General features: G+C 73.7%; 28 protein-coding genes. 18 read left to right on the top strand and 10 right to left on the bottom strand.

Annotation, left to right across the window (positions count from 1 at the left end; genetic code table 11):
* The first annotated feature begins 57 nt into the window (after positions 1 to 57).
* Positions 58 to 1,230: a hypothetical protein gene (locus ACN260_RS24070; protein ID WP_422753172.1), complete on the top strand. Its 1,173-nt coding sequence runs from the start codon at positions 58 to 60 to the stop codon at positions 1,228 to 1,230.
* Between the two features lie 56 nt (positions 1,231 to 1,286).
* Here ACN260_RS24070 and ACN260_RS24065 read toward each other — a convergent pair whose 3' ends face one another.
* The 3 genes from ACN260_RS24065 to ACN260_RS24055 are packed head-to-tail and all read right to left on the bottom strand — an operon-like array spanning position 1,287 to position 3,687.
* The gene (locus tag ACN260_RS24065; RefSeq protein ID WP_422753171.1) at positions 1,287 to 2,006 is read right to left on the bottom strand and encodes a YqeB family protein; all 720 of its coding nucleotides are present in this window, start codon (positions 2,004 to 2,006) and stop codon (positions 1,287 to 1,289) included.
* A 2-nt stretch (positions 2,007 to 2,008) separates the two neighbouring features.
* Positions 2,009 to 2,782, bottom strand: a complete 774-nt coding sequence (locus tag ACN260_RS24060) for an ABC transporter permease (protein WP_422756812.1) — start codon at positions 2,780 to 2,782, stop codon at positions 2,009 to 2,011.
* Between the two features lie 5 nt (positions 2,783 to 2,787).
* Positions 2,788 to 3,687 (bottom strand): ABC transporter ATP-binding protein, encoded by a 900-nt coding sequence (locus ACN260_RS24055; protein ID WP_422753170.1) that lies wholly within the window; start codon positions 3,685 to 3,687, stop codon positions 2,788 to 2,790.
* A gap of 133 nt (positions 3,688 to 3,820) precedes the next feature.
* Here ACN260_RS24055 and ACN260_RS24050 point away from each other — a divergent pair, with 133 nt between their 5' ends.
* From ACN260_RS24050 to ACN260_RS24035, 4 genes are all read left to right on the top strand, one after another.
* Positions 3,821 to 5,062, top strand: coding sequence for a sensor histidine kinase (locus tag ACN260_RS24050; protein WP_422753169.1), 1,242 nt, complete (start codon positions 3,821 to 3,823; stop codon positions 5,060 to 5,062).
* Between the two features lie 52 nt (positions 5,063 to 5,114).
* On the top strand, positions 5,115 to 5,798 hold the full coding sequence (locus ACN260_RS24045) for a response regulator (RefSeq protein ID WP_422753168.1): 684 nt from the start codon (positions 5,115 to 5,117) through the stop codon (positions 5,796 to 5,798).
* A 449-nt stretch (positions 5,799 to 6,247) separates the two neighbouring features.
* Positions 6,248 to 7,129 (top strand): ATP-binding protein, encoded by an 882-nt coding sequence (locus tag ACN260_RS24040; RefSeq protein WP_422753167.1) that lies wholly within the window; start codon positions 6,248 to 6,250, stop codon positions 7,127 to 7,129.
* 88 nt (positions 7,130 to 7,217) lie between these two features.
* A complete protein-coding gene (locus ACN260_RS24035) occupies positions 7,218 to 7,709 on the top strand; it encodes a hypothetical protein (RefSeq protein WP_422753166.1) in 492 nt (163 codons plus the stop codon).
* A gap of 62 nt (positions 7,710 to 7,771) precedes the next feature.
* Here the strand turns inward: ACN260_RS24035 and ACN260_RS24030 are convergent, their stop codons facing one another.
* The gene (locus ACN260_RS24030) at positions 7,772 to 8,551 is read right to left on the bottom strand and encodes a D-Ala-D-Ala carboxypeptidase family metallohydrolase (protein ID WP_422753165.1); all 780 of its coding nucleotides are present in this window, start codon (positions 8,549 to 8,551) and stop codon (positions 7,772 to 7,774) included.
* Positions 8,552 to 8,868: 317 nt separating this feature from the next.
* Here ACN260_RS24030 and ACN260_RS24025 point away from each other — a divergent pair, with 317 nt between their 5' ends.
* Together ACN260_RS24025 and ACN260_RS24020 are read left to right on the top strand one after the other, a co-directional pair.
* Positions 8,869 to 9,504, top strand: a complete 636-nt coding sequence (locus tag ACN260_RS24025; RefSeq protein WP_421485859.1) for a DUF6642 family protein — start codon at positions 8,869 to 8,871, stop codon at positions 9,502 to 9,504.
* A gap of 28 nt (positions 9,505 to 9,532) precedes the next feature.
* Entirely contained in the window at positions 9,533 to 9,997 is a 465-nt protein-coding gene (locus tag ACN260_RS24020) for a PPOX class F420-dependent oxidoreductase (protein ID WP_422753164.1), read from the top strand.
* A gap of 38 nt (positions 9,998 to 10,035) precedes the next feature.
* On the opposite strand, the gene ACN260_RS24015 is transcribed toward ACN260_RS24020, so the two are convergent.
* Positions 10,036 to 10,677, bottom strand: a complete 642-nt coding sequence (locus ACN260_RS24015; protein ID WP_422753163.1) for an NAD(P)-dependent oxidoreductase — start codon at positions 10,675 to 10,677, stop codon at positions 10,036 to 10,038.
* A gap of 127 nt (positions 10,678 to 10,804) precedes the next feature.
* Between ACN260_RS24015 and ACN260_RS24010 the strand changes: the two genes are divergently transcribed.
* Genes ACN260_RS24010 through ACN260_RS24000 form a run of 3 tightly spaced genes read left to right on the top strand, consistent with a single transcriptional unit; the run spans position 10,805 to position 11,861 of the window.
* Positions 10,805 to 11,014 (top strand): hypothetical protein, encoded by a 210-nt coding sequence (locus tag ACN260_RS24010; RefSeq protein ID WP_422753162.1) that lies wholly within the window; start codon positions 10,805 to 10,807, stop codon positions 11,012 to 11,014.
* A 57-nt stretch (positions 11,015 to 11,071) separates the two neighbouring features.
* Positions 11,072 to 11,257 carry a hypothetical protein gene (locus ACN260_RS24005; protein WP_422753161.1) on the top strand — a complete coding sequence of 62 codons (186 nt, stop codon included), beginning with the start codon at positions 11,072 to 11,074 and terminating at the stop codon, positions 11,255 to 11,257.
* 7 nt (positions 11,258 to 11,264) lie between these two features.
* Positions 11,265 to 11,861, top strand: coding sequence for a hypothetical protein (locus tag ACN260_RS24000; RefSeq protein WP_422753160.1), 597 nt, complete (start codon positions 11,265 to 11,267; stop codon positions 11,859 to 11,861).
* A gap of 43 nt (positions 11,862 to 11,904) precedes the next feature.
* Here the strand turns inward: ACN260_RS24000 and ACN260_RS23995 are convergent, their stop codons facing one another.
* Positions 11,905 to 13,137: a serine hydrolase domain-containing protein gene (locus ACN260_RS23995; protein WP_422753159.1), complete on the bottom strand. Its 1,233-nt coding sequence runs from the start codon at positions 13,135 to 13,137 to the stop codon at positions 11,905 to 11,907.
* Positions 13,138 to 13,214: 77 nt separating this feature from the next.
* On the opposite strand from ACN260_RS23995, the gene ACN260_RS23990 reads away from it, so the two are divergent.
* The 3 genes from ACN260_RS23990 to ACN260_RS23980 all read left to right on the top strand — a co-directional run bounded on the left by ACN260_RS23990 (position 13,215) and on the right by ACN260_RS23980 (position 15,447).
* Positions 13,215 to 13,808 (top strand): pentapeptide repeat-containing protein, encoded by a 594-nt coding sequence (locus tag ACN260_RS23990; RefSeq protein WP_422753158.1) that lies wholly within the window; start codon positions 13,215 to 13,217, stop codon positions 13,806 to 13,808.
* Between the two features lie 223 nt (positions 13,809 to 14,031).
* Positions 14,032 to 14,934, top strand: coding sequence for a hypothetical protein (locus tag ACN260_RS23985; RefSeq protein ID WP_422753157.1), 903 nt, complete (start codon positions 14,032 to 14,034; stop codon positions 14,932 to 14,934).
* Positions 14,935 to 15,009: 75 nt separating this feature from the next.
* Positions 15,010 to 15,447 (top strand): nitroreductase family deazaflavin-dependent oxidoreductase, encoded by a 438-nt coding sequence (locus ACN260_RS23980; RefSeq protein WP_422753156.1) that lies wholly within the window; start codon positions 15,010 to 15,012, stop codon positions 15,445 to 15,447.
* A 15-nt stretch (positions 15,448 to 15,462) separates the two neighbouring features.
* Here the strand turns inward: ACN260_RS23980 and dacB are convergent, their stop codons facing one another.
* Together dacB and ACN260_RS23970 are read right to left on the bottom strand one after the other, a co-directional pair.
* Positions 15,463 to 17,046, bottom strand: coding sequence for a D-alanyl-D-alanine carboxypeptidase/D-alanyl-D-alanine endopeptidase (gene dacB, locus ACN260_RS23975; protein WP_422753155.1), 1,584 nt, complete (start codon positions 17,044 to 17,046; stop codon positions 15,463 to 15,465).
* A 98-nt stretch (positions 17,047 to 17,144) separates the two neighbouring features.
* On the bottom strand, positions 17,145 to 17,870 hold the full coding sequence (locus ACN260_RS23970) for an MIP/aquaporin family protein (protein ID WP_422753154.1): 726 nt from the start codon (positions 17,868 to 17,870) through the stop codon (positions 17,145 to 17,147).
* 215 nt (positions 17,871 to 18,085) lie between these two features.
* On the opposite strand from ACN260_RS23970, the gene ACN260_RS23965 reads away from it, so the two are divergent.
* The 3 genes from ACN260_RS23965 to ACN260_RS23955 all read left to right on the top strand — a co-directional run bounded on the left by ACN260_RS23965 (position 18,086) and on the right by ACN260_RS23955 (position 19,180).
* Positions 18,086 to 18,367, top strand: coding sequence for an adhesin (locus tag ACN260_RS23965; protein WP_088641796.1), 282 nt, complete (start codon positions 18,086 to 18,088; stop codon positions 18,365 to 18,367).
* A 97-nt stretch (positions 18,368 to 18,464) separates the two neighbouring features.
* Positions 18,465 to 18,779 (top strand): hypothetical protein, encoded by a 315-nt coding sequence (locus ACN260_RS23960; RefSeq protein ID WP_422753153.1) that lies wholly within the window; start codon positions 18,465 to 18,467, stop codon positions 18,777 to 18,779.
* Positions 18,776 to 19,180, top strand: coding sequence for a hypothetical protein (locus ACN260_RS23955; RefSeq protein WP_422753152.1), 405 nt, complete (start codon positions 18,776 to 18,778; stop codon positions 19,178 to 19,180). Before ACN260_RS23960 ends, ACN260_RS23955 begins: the two co-directional genes overlap by 4 nt.
* A gap of 72 nt (positions 19,181 to 19,252) precedes the next feature.
* On the opposite strand, the gene ACN260_RS23950 is transcribed toward ACN260_RS23955, so the two are convergent.
* Positions 19,253 to 20,362 carry a beta family protein gene (locus ACN260_RS23950; RefSeq protein WP_422753151.1) on the bottom strand — a complete coding sequence of 370 codons (1,110 nt, stop codon included), beginning with the start codon at positions 20,360 to 20,362 and terminating at the stop codon, positions 19,253 to 19,255.
* Positions 20,363 to 20,579: 217 nt separating this feature from the next.
* Between ACN260_RS23950 and ACN260_RS23945 the strand changes: the two genes are divergently transcribed.
* The gene (locus ACN260_RS23945) at positions 20,580 to 21,917 is read left to right on the top strand and encodes a cellulose binding domain-containing protein (protein WP_422753150.1); all 1,338 of its coding nucleotides are present in this window, start codon (positions 20,580 to 20,582) and stop codon (positions 21,915 to 21,917) included.
* Between the two features lie 62 nt (positions 21,918 to 21,979).
* Here ACN260_RS23945 and ACN260_RS23940 read toward each other — a convergent pair whose 3' ends face one another.
* Positions 21,980 to 22,669 carry a response regulator transcription factor gene (locus tag ACN260_RS23940; protein ID WP_422753149.1) on the bottom strand — a complete coding sequence of 230 codons (690 nt, stop codon included), beginning with the start codon at positions 22,667 to 22,669 and terminating at the stop codon, positions 21,980 to 21,982.
* 273 nt (positions 22,670 to 22,942) lie between these two features.
* Here ACN260_RS23940 and ACN260_RS23935 point away from each other — a divergent pair, with 273 nt between their 5' ends.
* Positions 22,943 to 23,350 carry a hypothetical protein gene (locus ACN260_RS23935; protein WP_422753148.1) on the top strand — a complete coding sequence of 136 codons (408 nt, stop codon included), beginning with the start codon at positions 22,943 to 22,945 and terminating at the stop codon, positions 23,348 to 23,350.
* Positions 23,351 to 23,476 lie beyond the last annotated feature (126 nt).

The raw sequence follows: 23,476 nt of genomic DNA, 5'->3' as shown, positions 1-23,476 counted from the left end.
ACGGCACCTCCCCAGAGGGGGAACCGTAACCGCCCGGATGGCGTCTGACCATCCATGATGCCCATTCCGACCGGTCACGCTCCGCGATCGGGTGGCCGGCTCGCCGCCGTCGGCGTCGGGCTCGCCGCCCTGGCCGTGCCCCTCTGGGCGGTCGGCATGACCTGGTGGCAACCGCTCACCGAACCGGTCGGCCCGTGGTCGGAGCGGCTCCCCGAGGCGTCCACCTACTGGGCCCGTGACCTGCGTTTCCTGGCGCTGACGGCGGTCGCGTGCGGGCTGGTGCTGGCCGGTGCCGGCCGGCGCTCGTGGCTGGTGCCGGCCGTCCTGCTCGGCGGCGGCGCGCTGGCCGCCGACGTCGCCGTCGACCGGGCCGACCCCACCGGCCCCGGCGCGACCGTGGCACTCGTCGCCGCCGGCTGGCTGGCCGTCGGCGTCACCGTGTTGCTCGCCGTACGTCGGGACGGCGCGACCGGCGCGGACGGTCCGCACCGCCGGACGGCCGGGGCCGGCACGGCAGCGGTGGTCGGCGCGGTGGGAGCGGCCGGGCCGGACCGTACCGTCCCGTGGGGCCCGCACCGGACAGCCGGCCGCGACCGGGCCGTCCTGGCCGGGGTGGCCGCCGTCGCGGCGGTGCTGGCGCTGACCGCCGTGCTGACCCGGTCGCCGACCGGCCGGGAACCCGCGCTCGACCCGGCAGCCCTGGTCACCGCCCTGCTCCTGCTGGCGGTGACCGTGGTCGGCGCGGCTGCCGCCGCCCCCGCCCGGGGTCGACGGCGGCTGGCGGCGGCGGTGGGCCTGGCCGTGACCGGCGGGATCGGTCTGCCGCTGGTCCGGCTCGTCGGACCGGCCGGCCGGCTCGTGCCGGCGGCGCTGCTCGGCGCGGTCCTGCTGCTGGGGGTGACGCTGCTGACCCGTCCCGCCCTGCCGGCCGGCCGGTACGTGGTGCTCGTCCCGGTGGGCCTGCTCGCCCCGCTCGCCCTGTGGCACGTCGCGTTGCTGGTCAGCGCGGCCCTCTCACCCGGTACGCCGTTGACCGCGCTGGCCGGCAACAGCCCGGTCGGCGGCGGCGACCCGGACGTGCTCCCCGCGCTGGCCGGCCTGGTCGCCGGCCTCGGTACCGCGCAGGCACTGGCCCGGACGGCAGGCGTCCCGGGGCGGCCCGGTCACCGCCCGGGTCCGTCGGCCGGTGGGTCGGCGCGGCCGGCCAGCGTCGAGCGCCGGTACCCGTAGCACGCGTGGATCAGCCAGACCGGGAGGACCACCCCGAGCGCCGGCACCACACCGGGCTACGGCTGCGGCGGGGCCTGCCCGTCCGGGCGCGGAGCCGCCCGCCAGTACTGCCGTCCACCCTCGTCCCGGACGACCACCCCGATCCGGGCCAGTTCCCCACGCAGTTCCCGGACGTCGCGCGCCCGGTGGGCGTCGACGGCCCGCTGGCGGGCGCGCAGCAGCTGGTCCGCCCCCGGCGGCAGGTCGGGCAACCCCTCCACCCACCGCCGGTACGCGTCCCGGTGCGGGTCGGCGTCCCGCCACGGCCACCCGTGCCCCTCGAAGGCGTCCCGCAGCCGCCGCCGGCTCAGGTCGGAGCGTTCCCGGGCCAGCTCCGCACCGGCCGGGCCGAGCAGCACCAGTTCCCTGCCGTCGACGAAGACGGCGGTGACGGTCCGCCGGGCCAGCTCCTGGTCGACGCCGTCGCGGCGGAGCCGGGCACCGCCCCGGTCCACCGTGACGATCAACCGTTCCCGGGTGCCGACGTAGGCCAGGAGCAGCCCGACCAGCATCCCGAGCAGCAGGCCCCCGGCCAGTGCCCGCCGGTACGGCAACCCGGCGACCAGCTCGAACCAGCCCTGCACCGGAGCCCAGGGCAGCCCCGCCACCCAGTCGGCGACCGTGGGTAGCCGCCCGCCCAGGGCACCGCCCAGCAGCGGGAAGCCGACCCACATCACCAGCAGTTCCCCGACGTCCCCACCGACCCTGGTCGCGCCGCCCGGCTCCCGCGCCCGCATCGTCAGTGCACCTCGCGCCGCAGTGTGCGCACCGTCCCGACGGCGAGCGGCGCGACCACCCAGACCAGCAGGGACACCCCGAGCCGACCCCACTGACCGGCGGTCATGTCCGGGCCGAGCAGCGGCTCCATGGTGATCGACGTGTCCAGCCAGCGGGCCGGGCCGTGCAACGCCGTGATCATCGCGGACAGGATGCCCCACACGGTCGGCAGCAGCAGCGAGGTGACGATCGCCAGCGGGGTGTTGAGCAGCAGCAACCCGAACCCCGCGCCGATCAGCACGTTGATGGCCTGGAACACGGCGGCGTGCCCGACCGCCGTCCAGTCGAGGTCCCAGCTGCCCGCCCCGCCGGTGATCCCGGCCAGCAGGGTGCCGACGGCGGCGACGGCCAGGCTCACCAGCACCGACGCCAACGCGGCGAGCAGCACGGCGGCGAGCTTGGCGACGATCACCCGTTCCCGGCGCGGCACCAGGGCGAACGTGGTCAGCGCGGTGCGCTGGGACCACTCGGCGGTGATCGACAGGATGCCCAGCACCGGCAGCAGCAGCGCCACCGGCGCCAGCGACGCGGTAAAGAAATTCGTGAAGGTCTGCGCGGCGTCGTCCACGAAGCGCAGTTGCAGGGCGACGATCGCGGCGGCGATCAACCCGATCGAGGCCAGCAGCCAACGGCCGGCCCGGGTGTCGCCGAGCTTGCGCAGCTCCACCCCGACCAGCCGGGCCAGGGACGGTCCGGGGACCGCCCTGCGGACGGTGGCGGGGGGAGTGGTCGTCATGGTGGTCACTGCACGGCCTCCTTGGTGCTCGCGCCGGCGGTCAGGGTGAGGAAGAGCTGTTCCAGGCCACCGCCGCCGGCCGGCCGCAGCTCGGTCAGGACCAGCCCGGCGTCGGCGGCGGCCTGCCCGACGGCGTCGGGTTCGGCGCGGACCACGCATCCGCCGTCGCTGCCGGCGGTGGCGTCCAGCCCGGCCCGGTCGAGGGTGAGCCGCAGGGCGTGCGGGTCGCGGGCCCGGACCAGGGTGCCGGCCCCGGCCAGCAGTTCGTCCTTGCCGCCCTGGGCGACCACCCGGCCGCCGCCGATCACCACCAGCCGGTCGGCGACCGCCTCCACCTCCCGCAGCAGGTGGGAGGAGAGCAGCACGGTGCCGCCCCGGTCGGCGAAGTCGCGCAGCAGGCCACGCATCCAGAAGATCCCCTCCGGGTCCAGGCCGTTGGCCGGTTCGTCGAGGACCAGCACCCGGGGCTCACCCAGCAGCGCCAGCGCCAGGCCGAGCCGCTGCCGCATCCCCAGCGAGTACGCCCCGACCCGCCGCTTCGCCGCCACCGGATTCAGGCCCACCCGGTCGAGCACCGCGGGCACCCGGTCGGCGTCCACGCCCATCGTCCGGGCGGCCAGGAACAACGTCTCCCGCCCGCTGCGCCCGACGTGCTGCGCGGAGGCGTCCAGCAGCACGCCCACCTCGCGGCCCGGGTTGGGCAGCTCGCGGTAGGGCTGACCGGCGACGGTGGCGGTGCCGGAGGTCGGACGGGTCAGCCCGCACAGCATCCGCATGGTGGTGGACTTGCCCGCCCCGTTCGGGCCGAGGAAACCGGTCACCGTGCCGGCTTCGCAGCGGAACGAGACGTCGTCGACGGCGGGATGCGGGCCGTACCGTTTGGTGAGGTGCTCGACTGCGATCATGCCGTCGAGCCTGTCGCAGCCACCCGGCCGGGCGCTGCGGCCGGCGGTCGAGGGCCGCCCCTACCTCGGTCTACGCTCAGACCTCGACTTTGGTTGGTGTCCGGGACGCTGTCCGGCTTTCTAGCATGGGTGGGTGAGTGCTGCCGTCGTACCCGATCATCCCTGGCTGCTGCCGGGGGCGCTGACGCCCGAGGCCAGGACGCCCCGGCGGACGCCCCGGGACTGGCTGGTCGACACGGTGGCCTTCCTGCTCGCCGTCGGCTGGGCGCTGCTGGCGTTCGGCGACGCGGTGTCGCCCGACCCGCAGTTCGCCCACAACGCCGGGCCGTCCTGGCTGGTCGTGGTGGATCTGGCGGCGGGCCTGGGCTACTGCGCGGCGCTGTGGCTGCGCCGCCGCTGGCCGGTCGGGCTGGCCGTGGCCGGCCTGCCGCTGGCGCTGTTCTCGGTGACCGCCGGGGTGGCGATGCTGGTGGTGGTGTTCACCGTGCTGATCCACCGGCCGCTGCCGATCGGCGCGGCGCTGGTCGGCTTCCACCTGGCGGTCATCCCGCTCTACACCGTCGTGCGCCCCGACCCGACGCTGCCCTACTGGGCGACGGTGGCCTGGACGGTGATGTTCGTCGGGATCGTGGTGGCGTGGGCGCTGTTCGTCCGGGCCCGCCGGCAGCTCGTGCTGTCGTTGCGGGAGCGGGCCCACCGCGCCGAGGCCGAGCAGCAGCTCCGCGTCGACCAGGCCCGCCAGCTGGAACGCACCCGGATCGCCCGGGAGATGCACGACGTGCTGGCGCACCGGATCTCGCTGCTCAGCCTGCACGCCGGGGCGTTGGAGTTCCGTCCGGACGCGCCGCCGCAGGAGGTGGCGCGGGCGGCCGGGGTGATCCGGGGCAGCGCCCACGCCGCCCTGCAGGACCTGCGCGAGGTGATCGGGGTGCTCCGGGCCGACACCGCCGACGGCGACGCCGCACCGGAACGCCCCCAGCCCACCCTCGCCGACGTGCCGGCGCTGATCGCCGAGTCCCGGGCCGCCGGGGTCCGGGTCACCCTGGTCGACGAGGTCGCCGAACCCACGCGGGTGCCGACGGCGGTGGGGCGCAGCGCGTACCGGATCGTGCAGGAGGGGTTGACCAACGCGCGCAAGCACGCCCCCGACACGACGGTCGCCGTCCGGCTGTCCGGCGGCCCGGGGCGGGAGTTGGCGGTGGAGATCCGTAATCCCTGGCCGGTGGGCTCTTCCGCGCCGGTCCTGCCGGGCGCCGGCACCGGGCTGGTCGGCATCGCCGAGCGGGTCACCCTGGCCGGTGGCCGGTTGACCCACGGCCGGGACGGCACCACCGGCGACTTCCGGCTGGCGGCCCGCCTGCCGTGGCCGGCATGAGCGGCCCGACCGCCGTGAGCCGCCCGCCCGCCCGGCGGCGGGGCGGTGCCCGGTGACGACGGACGGCGACGTCGCCCCGGTGCGGGTGTTGATCGTCGACGACGACCCGTTGGTCCGGGCCGGGCTGTCGATGATCCTCGGGGGCGTGCCGGACGTCCGGGTGGTGGGTGAGGCCGCCGACGGCGACGAGGTGCCCGCCGCCGTCGCCCGGTGCACGCCGGACGTGGTGCTGATGGACATCCGGATGCCCCGGGTCGACGGGCTGGCCGCCACCGAGGCGTTACGGGCGCTGCCGGACCCGCCGGAGGTGCTGGTGTTGACCACCTTCGACGCCGACGAGCAGGTGCTGCGGGCGTTGCGGGCCGGGGCGGGCGGTTTCCTGCTCAAGGACACCCCGCCCGCCGAGATCGTCCGGGCGGTGCTGCGGGTGGCCGCCGGTGAGGCCACCCTGTCCCCGACGGTGACCAGGCAGTTGATCAGCCACCTGACCGTGGGGCCCACGCCGGGTCCGGACCGGCGTCGGGACCGGGCGCTGCGGCTGCTGGCCGGGCTGACCGAGCGGGAGCACGAGGTCGCGGTGGCGCTGGGTCACGGCCGGACCAACGCGGAGATCTCGGCGGAGCTGTTCATGAGCGTGGCGACGGTGAAGGCGTACGTGTCCCGGCTGCTGACCAAGCTGGAGCTGAACAACCGGGTTCAGGTGGCGCTGCTGGTCCACGACGCGGGCCTGGTCTGAGGATCTGTAGCACTCAGCCTTGATACCCTCATTTTTGGTAGTATCAACTGTGAGTGCATGGGAGCAGGGTGTGCACGGCTTCGTGGGTCGGGACCGGGAACTCGCCCTGCTCGACGGCATGCTGGCCAAGGTCATCCGGGGAGGGCGGGCCGGCCGCCCCGGGCGGGCACTGCTGATGCGGGGGCGGCGTCGGGTCGGCAAGTCCCGCCTGGTCGAGGAGTTCGTCGACCGGGCCGGGGTGCCACACGTGTTCTTCACCGCGTCCGCCCAGCCCACCGTGGCTGCCGATCTTGCGCTGTTCGTCGAGGCGGTGGTCGGGTCCAGCCTGCCCGGCGCGCACCTCTTCGCCGCTCAGCGTCCGGGCACCTGGGACGCCGCGCTCACCCTGCTGGTCGCCGCCCTGCCGACGGACCGGCCGGCCGTTCCACCAGCGGGCGACGGAGTTGGTGGTGCCGCCGCTGAGTCCCGCCGACGTCCGGGAGATGCTCGGGGCGGCACCGGCCGACGCCTTCGACGCCTATCTCGTCTCCGGCGGCCTGCCGCTGATCCTCGACGAGTGGCCCAGCGGGGCCGGCCTCGCCGACTACCTCGCCGACGCGGTGACCGATCCGACCTCTGCCCTGCTGGTCAGTGCGGAACGGGCGCTGGCGGCCGAGTTCCCCACCCAGTCGCAGGCCGGACTGGTGCTGCGGGCGATCGGCTCCGGGGAGCGGACGTTCTCACTGATCGCACGGGCCGCCGGTGATCTGCCCCAGGCTTCGCTCAGCCGTGCGCTGCGACTGCTGGTCGACAAGCGCATCGTCGAGGTGACCACCCCGCTGTCCACCCGCCCCTCGCGGGAAACCCGTTACACCGTGGCCGACCCGTACCTGCGTTTCTGGCTGACCTTTCTCGGTCCGTACCTGCCCGAGATCGAGCGCGGGCGCGGCGATCTCACCCTGGCCCGGCTGCGTACCTCCTGGACGTCCTGGCGGGGGCGGGCGATCGAGCCGGTGATACGGGAGTCGTTGCGTCGGCTGCCCGCCGGCCACCTGCCGGAGGGCACCGGCGTGGTGGGCGGCTACTGGACCCGGACCGACGATCCGGAGATCGACCTGGTCGGGGCGGACCGGGGACCGGTCGCCCGACGGATCACCGTCGTCGGCTCGGTGAAGTGGCTGGAGAAGCGGCCCTTCGACGGGCACGACCTGGGACGGCTCACTCTGCACCGGTCCCGGCTGCCCGGTGCTGACGAACGGGTGCCGCTGTTGGCGGTGACCCGGGCCGGCGCGGTGGTGGACGGGGTGCGGGTGGTGACGCCGGAGGATCTGCTCACCGCCTGGGGGGATTGAACCGCCGCCGGTCACCGCCCGTACCACTGCGCGAGGATGCGTTGCGGCGATTCAGCCGCAGTCGCTGCCGAGTTGCGGGAGGCCTGCCGTGCGAGTTGGTGAGCAGTCGACGGACCCCATCGATCAGGTTCTGGGCGAGGTGCCGGTGCCGGCCTCGTTGACACCGGAGGACGTCCGGCTCGCGGTGCGAGCGGTCGTGGTGCACGCCGCCGAGGAGTGGCCCAACGGGCCGCTGTGCCGCAACGACGGCGCGTCGTACCCGTGCCGGCTGCACCGCTGGGGGCGGCGGGTACTGGAGAACCACGGGCTGAACGAGCGTCAGATCGACGCGCTGATCCGGCACGGCAACCCGTTCGTGCACGTGCCCTTCCCGTTCACGTACACCACGCCCCGGCCGGGCGCGGCGCCGGCGCGGACCGCCCCGGCGGCCGGCTACCCGGCCCGTGGCCAGGCCGGTCGGCCCGGTGTGCCCGGGGCGCGGCCCGCCGCGGCGGGGATGCGGCCGGGCGTGCGCGCCGGCGTCCCCGGCCGGCCGGTGACGCCCCCGGCCGTCGCGCCGCGCTGGCCCCGGGCGAGCTGAGCCCCGACGCCGGCCCGGCCCCGGTGATCCCGTGGGGCCGGGCCGGCGTCGGCCGACGCGCCTCAGTTGCTGACGCCGCAGTCCGGAGCGGCCCAGCTGGTGCGGTTCGTCAGGTTGTCCCGGTTGTTCTCCCGCCGGGAGTCCACGTGGACGTGGTCGTCGTGCCCGGCGGAGCCGGGGCCGTAGATGCCGCTGAAGCCGTGGTCGCGGGAGGCGCGGGCGATCTCGCAGAGCGACCTGGTCTGTGAGGTCACGTCGGCGGCGTTGCCGTAGAGGTGCTGGCTGTTCGACGCCCCACCGACCTGCTTGTTGCAGCTTTCGTCCCGGAACCCGCTGGTGACGTAGAGCGGCTTGTCACCCAGCCCACGCCGCAGCGCCTCCAGTTTCCACATGGTGTTTACCGCGTTGGCCTTGGTCTCGGTGGCGGAGAGCGGACCGCCGCTCCAGCCGCCCTTGCCACAGCCGCCGTCCATCTCCCGGTAGCTGAAGTGGGCCGGTGTGCAGTCGTTGTCCTGCAACTGGTAGAGCTTGCTGAAGGTCTGCTTGCCGGCGATGCCGTCGCTGCGCAGCCCGTACGCGGTCTGGAAGCGCTTGACCGCGGCGGCGGTCTCGGGGCCGAAGTCGCCGTCGATCCGGACGATTCCCCCTCGGGCCGCCCAACCGGCGACCCGGATCTGCAACTGGCGGACGTCGTCTCCGGAGCGCCCCTGGTAGAGGTCGCGTTTCCAGGTGTAGCAGCCGTCGGCGTGGGCCGCTGGCGCGGCGGCCACCGTGGCGATCGCGGCTCCCGGCAGAGCCAGGGCGAACGCGACGAGTGCCCGCTTCACAGTGTTCTGGCGCACAGAAGTCCTCCCGATTGGAAGTGAATGGGGTGGTGCACAGGGCATCGCCCGGGACGTCCTGCAACTTCCACCCTGACAGCTACCTGGCCGATTCGCGGCAATAAAGGGGAATCGTCCTCGTAGTCGGCGATAGCTGGGTATTGCCTGTGAATGGAGATGAATGGCAATTCGGGCAGGAGGCTTCAGTGGGTGACGGGAGGGACGGGAATTCCGACACCGGTGAAGCGCCCCGAAACGGATCAACCGGGCATCGAGGGTGACATCGGTCCGTCAGCCGGACCCGGTAACGTCGACCCGGCGGACGGGGAGGTGGCGCGGTGGCGCGGGGCGGGGTCTTCTGTGTCGAGGGGCAGTGGCACCGCGACCTCAACGAGCGCGGGTCGGTGCTGCCCACCCTCGACCTGCTCGAACGGCTCGGCCGCATCCGCTACATCCACAAGGACGCCGCCACCCGTGACGAGCTGTTCTACTTCCTCGACCGGTGGCTGCTCAAGCAGTACGCCGACCACCGGGTCGGCTTCTTCGCCATGCACGGCGAACCCAGCCGGCTCTGCCTCACCGACTGGGACTCCGTCGAGCTGTCCGACGTCGCCGAGCGGATGGCCGGCCGGGGCGAGGGCCGGCGGCTCTACTTCGGCAGCTGCTCGGTGCTGCGCGCCTCCGACGCCACCCTGCGGGACTTCCTCGACGTCACCGGCGCGGCCCTGATCTGCGGCTTCACCCGTGAGGTCGACTGGGTCGAGTCGGCCGCCTTCGAGACGGTGCTGCTCGACGTGCTCGCCAACGGCCAGCGACACAACGCCGCCGAGCTGCGGATGGGTTCGGCGCACTGGGCGCCACTCGCGGCGTACCTCGGCTTCCGGGTGATCTACGCCAACGGCCGCGCCTGGCGGCCCACCGCCCGGCCCCGGGTCCCCGCCCAGCCGGGCCGGGTCGGCGGCCGGTCCGGCTGACGCCCGCCGGGCCTGGTAGAACCGGGGGATGGCACGCAGCGTCGCAACCAACACCCGGGTCGACCGGGACGCCCTGCTCGAATTCGTCCGGCCCCGGCACCGGGTCCTGCTGATGACCACCCGCGCCGACGGCCGGCCGCAGTCCTCCCCGGTCGCCTGCGGCGTGGACGCCGCCGGACGGCTGGTGATCTCCACCTATCCGGAACGGGCCAAGGTCACCAACATCCGCCGTGACCCCCGGGTCTCCGCCTGCGTGCTCTCCGACGACTGGGACGGCCCGTGGGTGCAGGTCGACGGCGTGGCCGAGGTGCTCGACCTGCCCGAGGCGCTGGACCCGCTGGTGGAGTACTTCCGCAGCATCGCAGGCGAGCACCCGGACTGGGACGAGTACCGGGCGGCCATGGTGGCGCAGGGCAAGTCGCTGATCCGGATCACCGTCGAGGGCTGGGGCCCGATCGCCACCGGCGGCTTCCCGGCCCGCCTCGCCGGCTGATCCCCTCCGGTACCACGCAGGCCGCCGCCGGCCCCGTTTCAGTACGCCGCCGTGAAGCGCATGTTCTCGAAGCGGGGCTCCTCGATCTCGTCCACGATCGCCACCGCCAGGTCCTCGTAGCTGAGCACCGAGCGGCCCTGACCGTCGGTGACCGGGTGTTCGGTGCCGGTGCGGTACCGGCCGGTCCGCTCGCCGGGGTGGAACTCCACCGGCGGCGGTGAGACGTACGTCCAGGTCACCCCGTCGGTGCAGGAGCGGTACAGGGCCAGGGCGTCGGCCTGACCTAGCGCCGCCTCCCGGTACCCCTCGGGAAAGTCCGGCTCGTCGAGGAACGGGGTGTCCTGCGCCGTCAGCAGGGTCGCCCCACCGCCGACGTGGATCACCCGGGGCGGGTCGGGCAGGTCCCGCAGGACGGTGACCAGGTTCTCCGCCGCGGTACGCCACAGCGCCCGCTCACCGCCGCCGACCGCCACCACGATCACGTCGGCCTCCGGGGCCAGTTCGGCGACGCTGTGCGCCGAGGTCACGTCCCCGGTCACCACGTGCACCCCGGCCGGCAGCCAGGTGACCGCCTCCGGACGGCGGACCGCCGCGGTGACCCGGTGTCCCCGGCCGGCCGCCTCGACGACGATCCGTGAGCCTGCGGTGCCCCCGGCGCCGTACACCACCACGTTGCCCATGCCGTCCAGGCTAGGCAGCGGGTCGCCGTCGCGGTGCGGCAACAGGTGATCCGGCCGGTACGGGGAGTGTTGCCAACATCGACTACGGTCGGTCTGGTTCCGATCCATCGAACACGGGGGAAACACCATGGCTGATCTTTCCACACCACGCCGGTTGCTCGCCTGGAGCGCTCCGGCGGTCCTCGCTCTCGCGGCGACCGTGCCGGCCGCGCCCGCCCTGGCAGCCCCGGCCGACCGGCACCCGACACCGGCGGTCGTCGGCCCGGTCGACCGGGACCTCGACGGCGACGGCGTGCCGGACCTGGTCACCGTCGGCGGCACCGCCGGCCTCGGTTGAGGTGTCTGGTCAGCGACCGGCCTGACGTCCCGCCGCACCGGCGTCGGCACCGGCCGGGTGCACACGCCGGCCGGCAAAATCGGGCTGTCCGGCAACGGCGTCGGCGGCACCAACTCGCCCGCCGAGTTCGACGGGGCGCAGGTGATCACGGGGCGTTTCTTCGGCGGCGACCGGCAGGACTTCCTCGCCTACTACCCGGGCGGCGCCGCTGCCGGGTACGCCAGCATCCCGGGGCGCCGGTGACGGGACCATGCTCAACCCGTACCTCAGCGGCAACCAGGTGTCCGTCGGCAGCGGGCAGCTCGTCGACGACAACGGCAACGCGCCGCTGCAGGTGGCCAACGCCTACGGGGCCGACGGCGTCAACCCGGAGTACCCGGATCTGATCTCGGTCACCGGCGACGCCACCAACGGTCACCGGCTGGTCTACCACCCCAACCTCGGGGTGCCCGGCGGCTACCTCTTCCGGGTCGCGCTGGCCGACGCCACGCCGACCGGGGATACGGACTGGCAGAACTGGACCGTCGCCAGCACCGAGACGGCCACCGGAGTGGCGATGTACCTGCGCAACGCGGCCACCGGCGACCTCTTCCTCTGGACCGGGGTCACCCTGGTCGACAACGGTGACGGCACCGGTTCGCTGAGCCACACCCAGTACCACGTCGCCGACAACTGGAACACCGCCACGACGATCAGCACGATCTCGGTGGCCGACGTCAACGCCGACGGCGTCCCCGACCTGTGGGCCGTCCGCCCGGACGGCACCGTCCGGGCGTACCTCGTCTCCGGCCTGTCGGCCGGCGGCCCGGCGACCGTACGGGCCACCCGCGTCCAGCACCTGCTCTGAGCCGCGACCGGGCCGTCACCGTCGCCGGTGACGGCCCGCCGGCTCAGCCGACCAGGGCGGCGTAGACGAGCTGGCGGAGCTGGGAGCGCAGCGGGTAGGTGCTCGACGGCATCAGCTGGGTGAACAGCAGCGCGGTGATCTCCTCGGCCGGGTCGACCCAGAACGCGGTGCTGGCCAGCCCGCCCCAGTAGTACTCGCCGACGCTGCTCGGCACCTTGGCCGGGACCGGGTCCTGCACCACGGCGAAGCCCAGGCCGAAGCCGATGCCGTCCAGCACCGTCTCGGCGAACCCCTGCGGCCGCAGCGACGCCAGGTCGCCGCCGCCGGGCAGGTGGTTGCGGGTCATGTAGCGCACCGTGCGGGGCCCGAGCAGTCGTACGCCGTCCAGCGCGCCGCCGCGCAGCAGCAGTTGGGTGAACCGATGGTAGTCGGCGGCGGTGGAGACCAGCCCGCCCCCGCCGGAGAAGCACCGCGGGCGGGTCAGCGCGGCGGCCCCGAGCTGGTCGGCGCGGACCGCCCGGCCGGTGCCCGGGTGCGGCGTGTACAGCGCGGCGAGCCGTTTGGCGTCGGCCGGGTCGACCCAGAACCGGGTGTCGGTCATGCCCAGCGGGGTGAGGACCCGTTCGGTGAGGAAGTCGTCCAGGCTCTGCCCGGAGACCACCTCGATCAGCCGGCCCAGCACGTCGGTGGAGACCCCGTAGTTCCAGCCGGTGCCGGGCTGGAACAGCAGCGGCAGCTTCGCCATCCCGGCGCTGGCCCCGGCCAGGTCGAGCCCCGGGGGGACGTCGAGGTCGTAGCCGGCGGCCCGGTAGAGCGCGTCGACCACCGAGGTCTGCGCGAACCCGTAGGTCAGCCCGGCGGTGTGGGTGAGCAGGTGCCACACCCGGATCGGCTCGACCGCCGGCACCGTGTACGGCTTGAGCGCCGACCCCTTGTCGAAGACCCGGACGTCGGCGAACTCGGGCAGCCAGCGGCTGATCGGGTCGGTCAGCTCGAACCGCCCCTCCTCCCACAGCATCATCGCCGCGACCGAGGTGATCGGCTTGGTCATCGAGTAGATCCGCCAGATGGTGTCCGGCTCGACCGGGGTGCCGGCCTCCACGTCGCGCAGCCCGTACACCGAGGAGTGCGCGACCTCGCCGCGGCGGGTGACCACGACCTGCCAACCGGCCAGCCGGCCGTCGTCGACGTACCGGCCGAAGTGTTCGTCGATGCGGGCCAGCCGGGCCGGGTCGAAGCCGGTACGGGCCGGGTCGCTGCTGGGTGCCACGCTCACCCGCCGAACCTACTAGCCGGTACGCGCCGGACGGAAGGTCCGGCGGTGGTGTCGGTGCTCGCACCTAGGGTGGGGTGGTGCCGCAGACCATCGAGGACGAGACGTTCCGCCACACCGACTGGTACGCCGAGGAACTGACCGACAGGCACTTCGTGCGCTGCGTCTTCACCGACGTCGACCTGACCGAGGCGGTCAGCCGGGGCGCCTCGTTCACCGGGTGCGACTTCGGCGGGGTGTCGTTCAACGCCTCCCGGCACACCGACTCGGCCTTCGTCCGCTGCGGGTTCCGCCGGTGCAACCTGTTCGAGGCCGAGTTCACCGGCTGCAAGCTGGTCGGCAGTACGTTCGAGCAGTGCGCGCTGCGTCCGCTGCGGGTCTCGGGCGGGGACTGGTCGTTCGTCGGGTTGCCCGGCGCTGACCTGCGCGGCGCGCGGTTCAGCGACGTACGGATGCGGGAGGCCGACCTGTCCGGGGCGGACCTGACCGGCTCGACCCTGGCCCGGGTGGACCTTTCGGCCGCCCAGCTGCGCGGGGCGCGGTTCACCCGGGCCGACCTGCGGGGCAGTGACCTGACCGCGCTCGATCCGACGGCGGTCGAACGGGTCGGCGCGGTGATCGACCCGCAGCAGGCGATGGTGCTGGCGCAGGCGTTGGGTTTCGAGATCCGCTGACCGGAGCGCAGTCTGTCGATCTCTCCGCCATTTTGGCCCTGAGCTGCGGTTTTCCAATAAGTAGGAAACTTTCCATCGGGATCACTTGGTAACAAACTGGAAACGCCCTCCCGCTGGCATATGGCGCATCACGGCCTTGAAATGAAAACGTGAGAACGCTCACGCCGCGGCCGAACCCCCTCCCCGACCGGTCGCGGGCGTCGGGCTGGGGAGTGGGACACGCGTGAACGACCAAGAGACCTGGCGGATCGGGCCGGGCCCGACGACGCGCAGCGCGCAGCGGCGGGAGGCCCGTCGTCGGCAACGCCGCCGCTGGGCGATCGGTTCGGTGGCCACCCTGGCCTGCCTCGGGGTGCTGGTGACCTATCTGGTCCCGGGCACGGACCCGTCGGAACCCGACCTGGTGCTGCCGGCCGGCGCACCGACCCCGGCCGGTTATCCGACCGGGGCGGCAGGCGTGGGCGTGTCGGCCGAGGCCGGTGTCGTCGCACCCGGCCTACAGCCCCGGGAACGCACCCCGCCGCCGCCGAGTGAGCCACCGACACCGACGGCCACCCCGGTGGCGTCCTCGTCGCCGGCCGCGCCGACGCTGAGCGTCTCCCGGGCCGACGTGCCGGCCGAGGTGGACCTGACCGCGCTGGGCGCCCGGGACTGGGTGCACTGGGGGCTCAACCGGCCGGAGACCGTGGTCCGCAAGGGTGGCGGCACCGGCGAGATCCGGGACGAGGGTGGCCGGGGCGCCCGCGACCGGTACGACACCAATCCCGAGCTGTTCGGATGGCGTGACGGGTCCCCGGTGTCGGCCGTCCCCGCCACCCCCACCGGGGTGTTCGTCTGCGGCGCGGGCAACGGGTTCGCGCTGTCCGTGGCCGGCGACGGCGAACCGCGTACGGTGCACCTGTTCGCCGGGATCTGGATGGCCCAGGGGCGGCTGGACGTGCGGTTGTCTACCGGCGGGTCGACCCGCACGCTGCGGCTGGAGGACCCGCACACCACGCACACCGCCCAGTTCGTGATCAAGTTCCGGGCGCCGAGGGGCGCGAAGGTGCTGATCCGCTGGACCGTCGAGGGGACCTTCCGCAACAGCTGCGGCAACGTGAACCTCCAGGCGGCGGCGGTGCGTTGAGTCGTTCGCCCGTTTCGGAGGCTTATGTCGGGATAGCGTGTCCGGGTTGATGCCCGCGAGCCACCGGAGACGCCGATGCCGACCGACGAACAGGTGCTGGACAGCCCCGAGGGCTGGGTCGCCGACCACATCCGCCGGTACGTCGCGACCGGCGGCGCGGAGGGGCACGAGTGGCAGCCGGGCGTGTTCACCCTGCTGCTGACCACCCGGGGACGACGCAGCGGCAAACTTCGCCGCACCGCCCTGATCTACGGCCGGGACGGCGACGACTACCTCATCGTCGCGTCCCAGGGCGGCGCGCCCCAGCACCCCTCCTGGTACCTCAACCTGCTCGCCGACCCCGACGCCCGGGTGCAGGTGGGCCCGGAGACGTTCGGCGTGCGGGCGCGCACCGCCGAGCCGTCCGAGCGGGCCCGGATGTGGCCGACGATGACCGCCATCTGGCCCGCCTACGACGAGTACCAGAGCAAGACCGACCGGAAGATCCCGGTGGTGGTGCTGCACCGGCGCTGAGCCGGTCGGCCCGGCTCAGCAGACGATCGGCTTGACCCAGGAACACTCCCGTCCCTCGGGCACCCGGGGTGCCTCCGGGGCCGCCGGCGCAGTGGCCCGCGCCGACCCGCCGTCGCTCTCGCGGTAGCCGGCCAGCGTGATGGCGATCTGGTCCTCCAACCCCTTGACCGACGAGGTCAGGTGGTTGTTGAACACCACCGAGAAGGCGAGCAGCCGGCCGTCGGCGTCGGTGGCGTAGCCGGAGAGGCCGGACACCCCGGACAGGCTGCCGGTCTTGGCGTGCACGTTGTCCGCCGCCGGGGTGTCGCGCATCCGGCTGCGCAGGGTGCCGCCGACGAGGCGGTCCGGGTTGCCGGCGATCGGCAGGGCCGCGTACCAGGTGTCGAACCAGGGTTCCCGGCGGACGGCGGCGAGCAGCGCGACGAACTCGCCGGCCGGGATCAGGTTGCGCCGGGACAGCCCCGAGCCGTCGAGCTGGCGCAGGATGCCGGTGTCCACCCCGGTGTCGGCGACGTACTCGCTGATCGCGGCCAGCCCGACCGGCCAACTTCCCGACCCGGAGACGACCCGGCCGATCTCCTTGGTCAGCACCTCGGCGTGCCCGTTGTTGGAAAGCTTCAGGAAGGGCACCAGCAGCTCGGCCAGGGTCATCGAGTCGTGCCGGGCCACCGGGGTGGCGTCGGCCGGGGTGGCCCGGCCGGGCACCGTGCGCCCGAGCACCCGTACCCCGTGGCGGCGCAGCGCGGCCCGGAAGACGTCGGCTGCGTAGCCGGTGGGCTCCCCGACGGTCATCCAGTCGCTGACCGCCGCCGAGCCGGCCGCGATCCGGCCGGTGACCACGATGGTGTTGCCGCCGTGCGTCCGCTCGAACGACAGCGTCGTCTCGCCGTCGGCCACCGTCTCGGCCCGGTTGTCGATCCGCAGGTAGCCGTTGGGCGGGGTCATGGTGACCACCGGCGGCGCCCCGGCACTGCCCGCCGGGGCGGCCCGCACGATCACCGTGCCCGCGTCGTAGTCGGTGTCCGGGGCGAGGGTCAGCGCGGAGACCTGCGCCGCGTAGTAGTACGACTCGTCGTCCCAGGCCCACTCCGGGCCGAGCCGGGTGGCGTCGTAGCGGGTGTCGTCGGCGACCAGGTTGCCGGTCACCACCCGTACCCCGCTTCCGGCGACCCGGGCGGCCAGCGCGTCGTAGTCGGCGGCCAGCATCGTCGGGTCGCCGCCGCCGCGCAGGTAGAGGTTGCCGGAGACCAGGCCGGCCCGGCGGCGGCCGTCGGTGAGCACGTCGGTGCCGAACCGGTGCCCGGGGCCGAGCAGTGCCAGGGCCGCGGTCGAGGTGAACAGCTTGGTGCTGGAGGCGGGTACCAGGCGGCGGTCGCCGTTGCGGTCGTAGAGGGTCCGGCCGGTGGTGGTGTCCACCACGACCACCCCGGCCTGCGCCCCGGCGAGCCGGGGATCGGCGAGGATGGCGTCGATGGTGGCGTGCAGCCGGGTGGCCGCCGGGGTGGGTGACTCGGCGGTTGCCGGCAGCGCACCGGCGGCGGCCACGGTGGCGACCAGCGTCACCGATGCGAGCGTCCGGGGAAAGAGACGACGATGCATGCGCCGACGCTGTCACGAAGATTTCCGTCGGGCAAGCCTCGGTGTCGAAGATTTTCTTCCAAGCCGTGGTTCCGGGGCGAGGGGTGGACCGGTGCCGGTCAGGTCGGGTCCGGCGCGGCCGGGTCGGGCGCGTCGGGTTCGGCGCGGAAGTGCCGGCTGGGCTTCACCAGCAGCGGGGCGGCCAGCGCGGCCAGCGCCCCGCCGAGCAGCGGGAAGACGATGAACACCCACAGTTGGCGCAGCGCCGCGCCCCCCTCGAACACGGCCGGGCCGAACGACCGGGCCGGGTTGATCGAGGTGCCGTCCAGGGTGATCCCCACCAGGAGCACCGCCACCAACGCCAGGCCGATCGCCAGGCCGGCGAAGCCGGCGTGCTCGACCCGGCTCGTCACCACCAGCACCACCAGCACGAACAGGAACGTCAGGATGACCTCCAGCACCGCCGTGCCGCCCTGGTTGATGTGCACCCCGTAACCGTTGGTGCCCAGCACCCCGGTCTGGTCCGCCACGCCACCCCAGCGGACCAGCCCCCAGATGGCGAAGCCGGCCACCGTGGCCCCCACGAACTGCGCCAGCCAGTACGCCACCGCGCCGACCGGGGATATCTTGCGGGACAGCAGCACCCCCAACGTCACCGCCGGGTTGAGGTGTGCGCCGGAGAGCGGGCCGATCGCGTACACCAGTCCCACCAGGACGAATCCGAAGGCCAGCGCCACGCTTACCACGCCGCCCTGGAGTTGGGCGAAGACGGCGGTGCCCACCCCGACGAAGACCAGCAGCAGGGTGCCGATCAGTTCGGCGGCGTACCGTCGGGCAGCGTCCATGCGCTCAGGGTAGAAAGCCGCAGCGCCGTATGCAGCGGAAACGGGGATCTCCGACAGACCCTGCTCTATTTGACGAACCCCTGTTCAGGGGGCACGGTGGGGGAGAGGGCCGCGCGGCGGCGCCCCCGGAACCGCCCGGCGGGCACCGGTCCGCCGCAGGGCGCGCATCTGTCGTCGCGCCACGTTCCGCCCGACAACTCCCGAGGAGTCCCATCATGCTCACCATGACCGACAACGCCGTGCTCGTGATCCGTGACCTCGCGGCCCAGCAGGACGTCGCCCAGGACGGTGGGCTGCGGATCGCCGCCGACACCGAGGCCGGCGCGCTCACCATCGAGCTGGTGCCGGTGCCGGCACAGGGCGACCAGGTGGTCGACACGGAAGGGGCGCGCATCTTCCTCGACGCCGAGGCCGCCGAACTGCTCAACGACAGTTCGGTGGACGCCTCCGTCGACGACGAGGGCGTGGTGCAGTTCGGGTTCACCGAGCAGGAGTGACCCGGTGATCGTCACGCGGTCATCCCTGCGGTACTGAGCTGGACATGCTCCGTGTCGCCGGCATGAAACACGGTGCTACCGGAGTACGGTTGACGGTATGACCACGGTGAAGAAGTTGTCGATCTCCGTACCCCAGGATGTGGCCGAGACGCTGGGGGCACAGGGCCCGGGCAAGGCGAGCGCCTACGTGACCGGGGCGGTACGCGCCCAGCGGGCGTGGGAGCAGTTCCGTGACGAGCAGGCTCGCCGCGGCGCGACGTTGACCTCGGAGGGCATGATCGCCGCCCGCGCGCGCCGGTACACGGTGCAGGCCGAGTGGCCCGCGGAGCGATTCGCGGCGGTCCGCGAGCGGGTCCGCCAGCACATCGAGCAGGAGCAGGCTGGCGGGGACCAGCCGGCATCGGCCGCGTGACCTCCGAGGACGAGCTGCCCCCGGTCACGCTCGTGCTGGATCGCTCGGCGCTGCTGGCGTACATGGCGGGATCGATCCACGCCGTGGAACCGGTCGGCGAGGTCATCACCGATCGGCAGAGTTTCGGCGTCACCGCCGTCACCGTGGCCGAAACTCTGAAGCTGGTGACCAACTCCAAAGACCGGGGAGACCTCCACACACTGCTGACGATGGATGCCTGCGCGGTGCTGCCCACGTGGGGCGAGGACTGGCTGGAACTGTCGTACTGGCTGGGAGTGACCAGTCGGATAGACCTGGCCACGACGGTGCTGGCAGCACTGGAACATGGTGCCCAGATCCTGTCCGGGGAGGGCCACCGTTACGGCGAGGTCCTGCCGATCAACGACATGCCGCAACAGTGACCCTCCTGCCGATGCCACGCTGCGTAGGGCGGGCGCGCGGCAAGGCCCCTCGCCGATGCAGGCGACCCCCGGTCAGCGGCCCCGCCGGTGCTCACCGCCCCGGTGCGGGCGGGTGAACCCGGTGCGGTCGTCGGTGGGCGTCGGCGGGCTGCGACGCCGCCCGTCGGCCGGGCCGGTGAGCGCCGCCAGCACGTGCGCCAGGTGGTGCGACGTGCTCCACGCCGTCCAGTTCGCCGGTGAGCCTGCGCCGGTGACCCGGCGGGCCCGGCGCAGCAGCTCGTGGTCACCCCAGGAGAAGCCCGCCCCGGCGGCCGGCCAGTGCCCGGCGGTGACCAGCGTGCGGCACAGGTCGGCGAACCGTTCGTCGCCCCGGCCGCCCCGCCGCGACCAGCGGTAGATCCACCAGCCGTCCTCGGCGGTGTACCGCACCGTGGGCAGCCGGTCACCCGGCTCCGCGCCGCCCGACTCCACGCCGCCCGGGGGCGCGGGCGACACACCGTAGTCGCCGTACCCGACGTCCAGGTCGGCCAGCCGACGCCAGAACAGCCAGTCCCAGCGGGCCACCCGGACCGGTTCGTCGGTGGGTAGCCGGGACAGCGACGGCGGCATCCCGCCGGCCGCCACGGTCACCGTGCGCCAGGCGTGCCGCCGGGCCCAGTCCACCACCCGGCGTACCCGGGGCTCGGCGACGCGCAGATCGGCCGGGCAGCAGACGTCAGCGGCGTCGACCAGCAGGTCGCACTGTTCCGGCACCAGCCCGGTGCGCCGCCACACCCGCTCCACCGCCGCCGTCGTGGCGTCCGGGCCGGTGCGGTCCCGCCCGGGCCGCAACCGGACCACCGCCCCCCGGGCGTACGCCCGGCATGCCGCGCCGTGTGCGGCCAGCCGCCCGTCGGCACACGTCAACCCGATCACCGGTTGCACGGGTACGCCCCACCGGGCCAGCTCGCCGCCCGGCCCGTCGGGCAGCGCGCACACGTCGACGGCCGGCACCAGCCCGGCGGGTAGCCGGCGCAGCATCTGGGGCAGGCCGGTGTCGGTCGGGGACACGTCGAGGACCGGGACGACCAGGGGAGCGTGGGCGCTGTCCAGATGACCCAGCGCCTCCAGCTCACCGCGTCTGCTGGTGAGGATGGGGCGGTAGACCGGCTCCGCCACCCGACCCCCGGGGGCGGGCACCATACCTCAATCTACCGGGCCGGACGCCCCCGCCACAGGGGTTCGGCGGTCGCATCGCCGACCACCCGGTCCCGTCGACCGTCCGGACCGGATCGGGTCCACCCTGGACATTGACAGTGGTCGGTGCCGGTGGTGGCATGGGTGGGCGGTACGCCGGGCGTGGAAGGGCATCCGAAGACCCAAGTCCCCGTTTCCTGCTGCCCGGAAGGCGTACCCCCTCATGACAACGTCGCGTCACCGCGCCGGCCTGCTCGCGGCGCTGACCGCCGCCGCCGTGCTGCTGCTGGTCGTCCCGCTGCCCGCCGGAGCGCTCGCGGTACCCGAGCCGACCACCCCGGTCACCGGCAACGCCACCCACTTCGACGCCCTCGGCGCACCGTACGGCGGCTGCGGCCTGCCCCAGGCGGAGCTGGACGCGCCGGACTTCGTCGCGCTCAACGCCTACGACCTGCCCGGCGACTACTCGTCGTACCCGATGCGGCCGATCCCGGCCAGCCAGGCGGCGAAGATCGGGCTGTGGAACAACGGCCTCAACTGTGGCCGGTTCGTCCGGGTCACCGTCGGTGACTACTGCACCGGCGTCAACGACGGCGCGCCCGGCCAGCCGTTCTGCCGCAACGGCTCGTGGACCGCCGACGCGTACAGCGGGGCCACCCTGACCATGGTGGTGGCGGACAGTTGCGGCGACGGCAACGCGTGGTGCCGGGACGACCCCTACCACCTGGACCTCTCCACCGCCTCGCTGAACCGCTTCGTGCGCAACGGCACGCCGGTGGGGGACATGAACCCGACCCACTGGAACAACCGGCACGTCTCCTGGTCGTTCGTGCCCGCCCCGAACTACTCCGGCGACATCCGGATCGGCTTCATGAAGGGCGCCCAGCGGTACTGGCCGGCGATCGCCGTCTCGCACCTGGCCAACGGCATCCACGGGGTGGAGTACCTGGCCGGTGGGGTGTGGACGGCCGCCACGATGAACAGCGACATGGGACAGTCGTACGTGATCGGGGCGACCGCCGTCGGGGGCACCGACTTCCAGATCCGGGTCCGCGACGCGGCCGGCGCGTTGATCAACAACGGTCGGGTCTACCGGTTCGCCCTGCCCGCCTCCTGCGGCGGGACGTGTTCGGCGGCGTACACCCGGGTCGACTACACCACCTCCGACGGGCCCACCCCGGCCCCGACCGGCACGCCCACGGCCACGCCCACCGGGACGCCGCCGGTCACCCCCACCGCGACGCCCACCCCGGCCCCGATGTCCGGTTGTTCGGCCGCCTACCGGGTGACCGGCTCGTGGTCGGGCGGCTTCCAGGCGGAGGTCACCGTGCGCAACCTCGGCGTCAGCGCGATCACCGGCTGGACCACCACGCTGACCTTCGCCGGAACCCAGCAGGTCGCCTCGTCGTGGAGCGCCACGGTCAGCCAGTCCGGTCGGCAGGTCACCGCGACCAACGCGGCGTACAACGGGAGCCTGATCCCCGGGGCGACCACCAGTTGGGGGATGGTCGTCACCGGCGACAACCAACCGCCGACGGTGGCGACCTGCGCCGTGCGGTGAACCACCGGTTGGCCGGTCCGCCCGTGGCGGCGGGCCGGTCAACCGGTGGTACGGCAACCCGGCTACGTCCCGGGCGCGGTGAGTCGCACCCCGACCCCGCGCACGGTGTGCAGGTAGCGGGGTTGCTGGGCGCTCTCCCCGAGCTTGCGGCGCAGCCAGGACAGGTGCACGTCGACGGTCTTGTCCGCGCCGCCGTAGGGGATCTGCCAGACCTCGGTGAGCAGTTCCCGTTTGGTCACCACCGCGCCGGGGCGGGCGGCGAGGTGGTGCAGCAGGTCGAACTCGCGCGGGGTCAGCTCCACCGGCGTGCCGTCCAGGGTGACCTGGCGGGCGCGCGGATCGATGCGTAGCCCGCCGACCACCAGCACGGGCTCGCCGTCGGGCCGCTCGGCCCCGCCCCGGCGCAGCACCGCCCGGACCCGGGCGTCGAGCTGGGCGGCGGTGAACGGCTTGACCAGGTAGTCGTCCGCCCCGGCGTCGAGCAGCCGGACGATCTCCCGTTCGTCGTCGCGGGCGGTGGCCACGATCACCGGCACGGCGCTGACCGCGCGCAGCATCCGCAGCAGCTCGCCGCCGTCGAGGTCGGGCAGGCCGAGGTCGAGCACGACGAGGTCGGGCCGGTCGTCGAGGGTGTGCCGCAGCCCCTCCATCGCGGTCGACGCGGCGGCCACCGCGTGCCCCCGTTCGCGCAGCGCGCGGGCCAGCGGGGCGCGGATGGTCAGGTCGTCCTCGACGAGCAGCAGGCGGGCCACCCCAGCAGGCTAGCCCCGGTCGGTGGCCCCGGCCGTCGTCCGGGCGGGGCCGGCCGATCGGACGGTGCCACCCCGGCCGTCGGTGGGCGGCGGCCCGTTCGGGCACGTTTTCGCAGCTCACGAGGGTTGAATGTCAGGTAACGGACAGTCGGGCGAGTGGTCGCAAAAGGTGTAACCGACATACTTTCGAAGTACGGATCCGCTCGTCGGCGCGGATCACCATCCCCCATCGCTCCCGGCCCGAGCAGGTGGTCGGCAGGCAGGAGCACCACGATGTCCAGCACCGGTTCCCGGCGTCGCCCGGTCAACCAGCCCGTACCCTGCCGCAACGATCTGGCCCTGGCCGATTCCCAACTGGCCGGTGACCGGCGGGTGGGCCTGCCCGCCTCGGCCCGGATGCTCTACGCCGTGGTGCACGCCAACGGCACCCTGGCCCGTGGTCTCGGTGCGGCGTCGGCCACCCGGCTCGCCTCCGGCATGTACCAGGTCGTCTTCGACCAGGACGTGAGCACCGCCGGCTACGTGGGCACGATCGGGCTGGCCGGTAGCGCCGGGCTCGCGCCGCCCGGCGGGATCAGCGTGGTCGGCCGGACGGGAATCCCGAACGGGGTGTTCGTCAAGACGTTCGCCACCGACGGCAGTGTCTCGGACCGCCCGTTCCACCTGGCGGTCCTGGCCTGAGGTCGGCGGATACGGGCGCACGGCGCCGTACGGCACACCGGCCGTCCGTCGCCGCGCTCCGACCGTCTCCCACCACCGCAGCCATTCCGGCGGTACGCCAGCGGGGACCTGGTGCGACCGGTGCGG

This window comes from Micromonospora sp. WMMD708 (assembly GCF_049315245.1).
Taxonomy (GTDB): Bacteria; Actinomycetota; Actinomycetes; order Mycobacteriales; family Micromonosporaceae; genus Micromonospora; species Micromonospora wenchangensis.
Note: the sequence above shows the minus strand (reverse complement) of the source record. Positions and strands in the feature narration are given on the sequence as shown.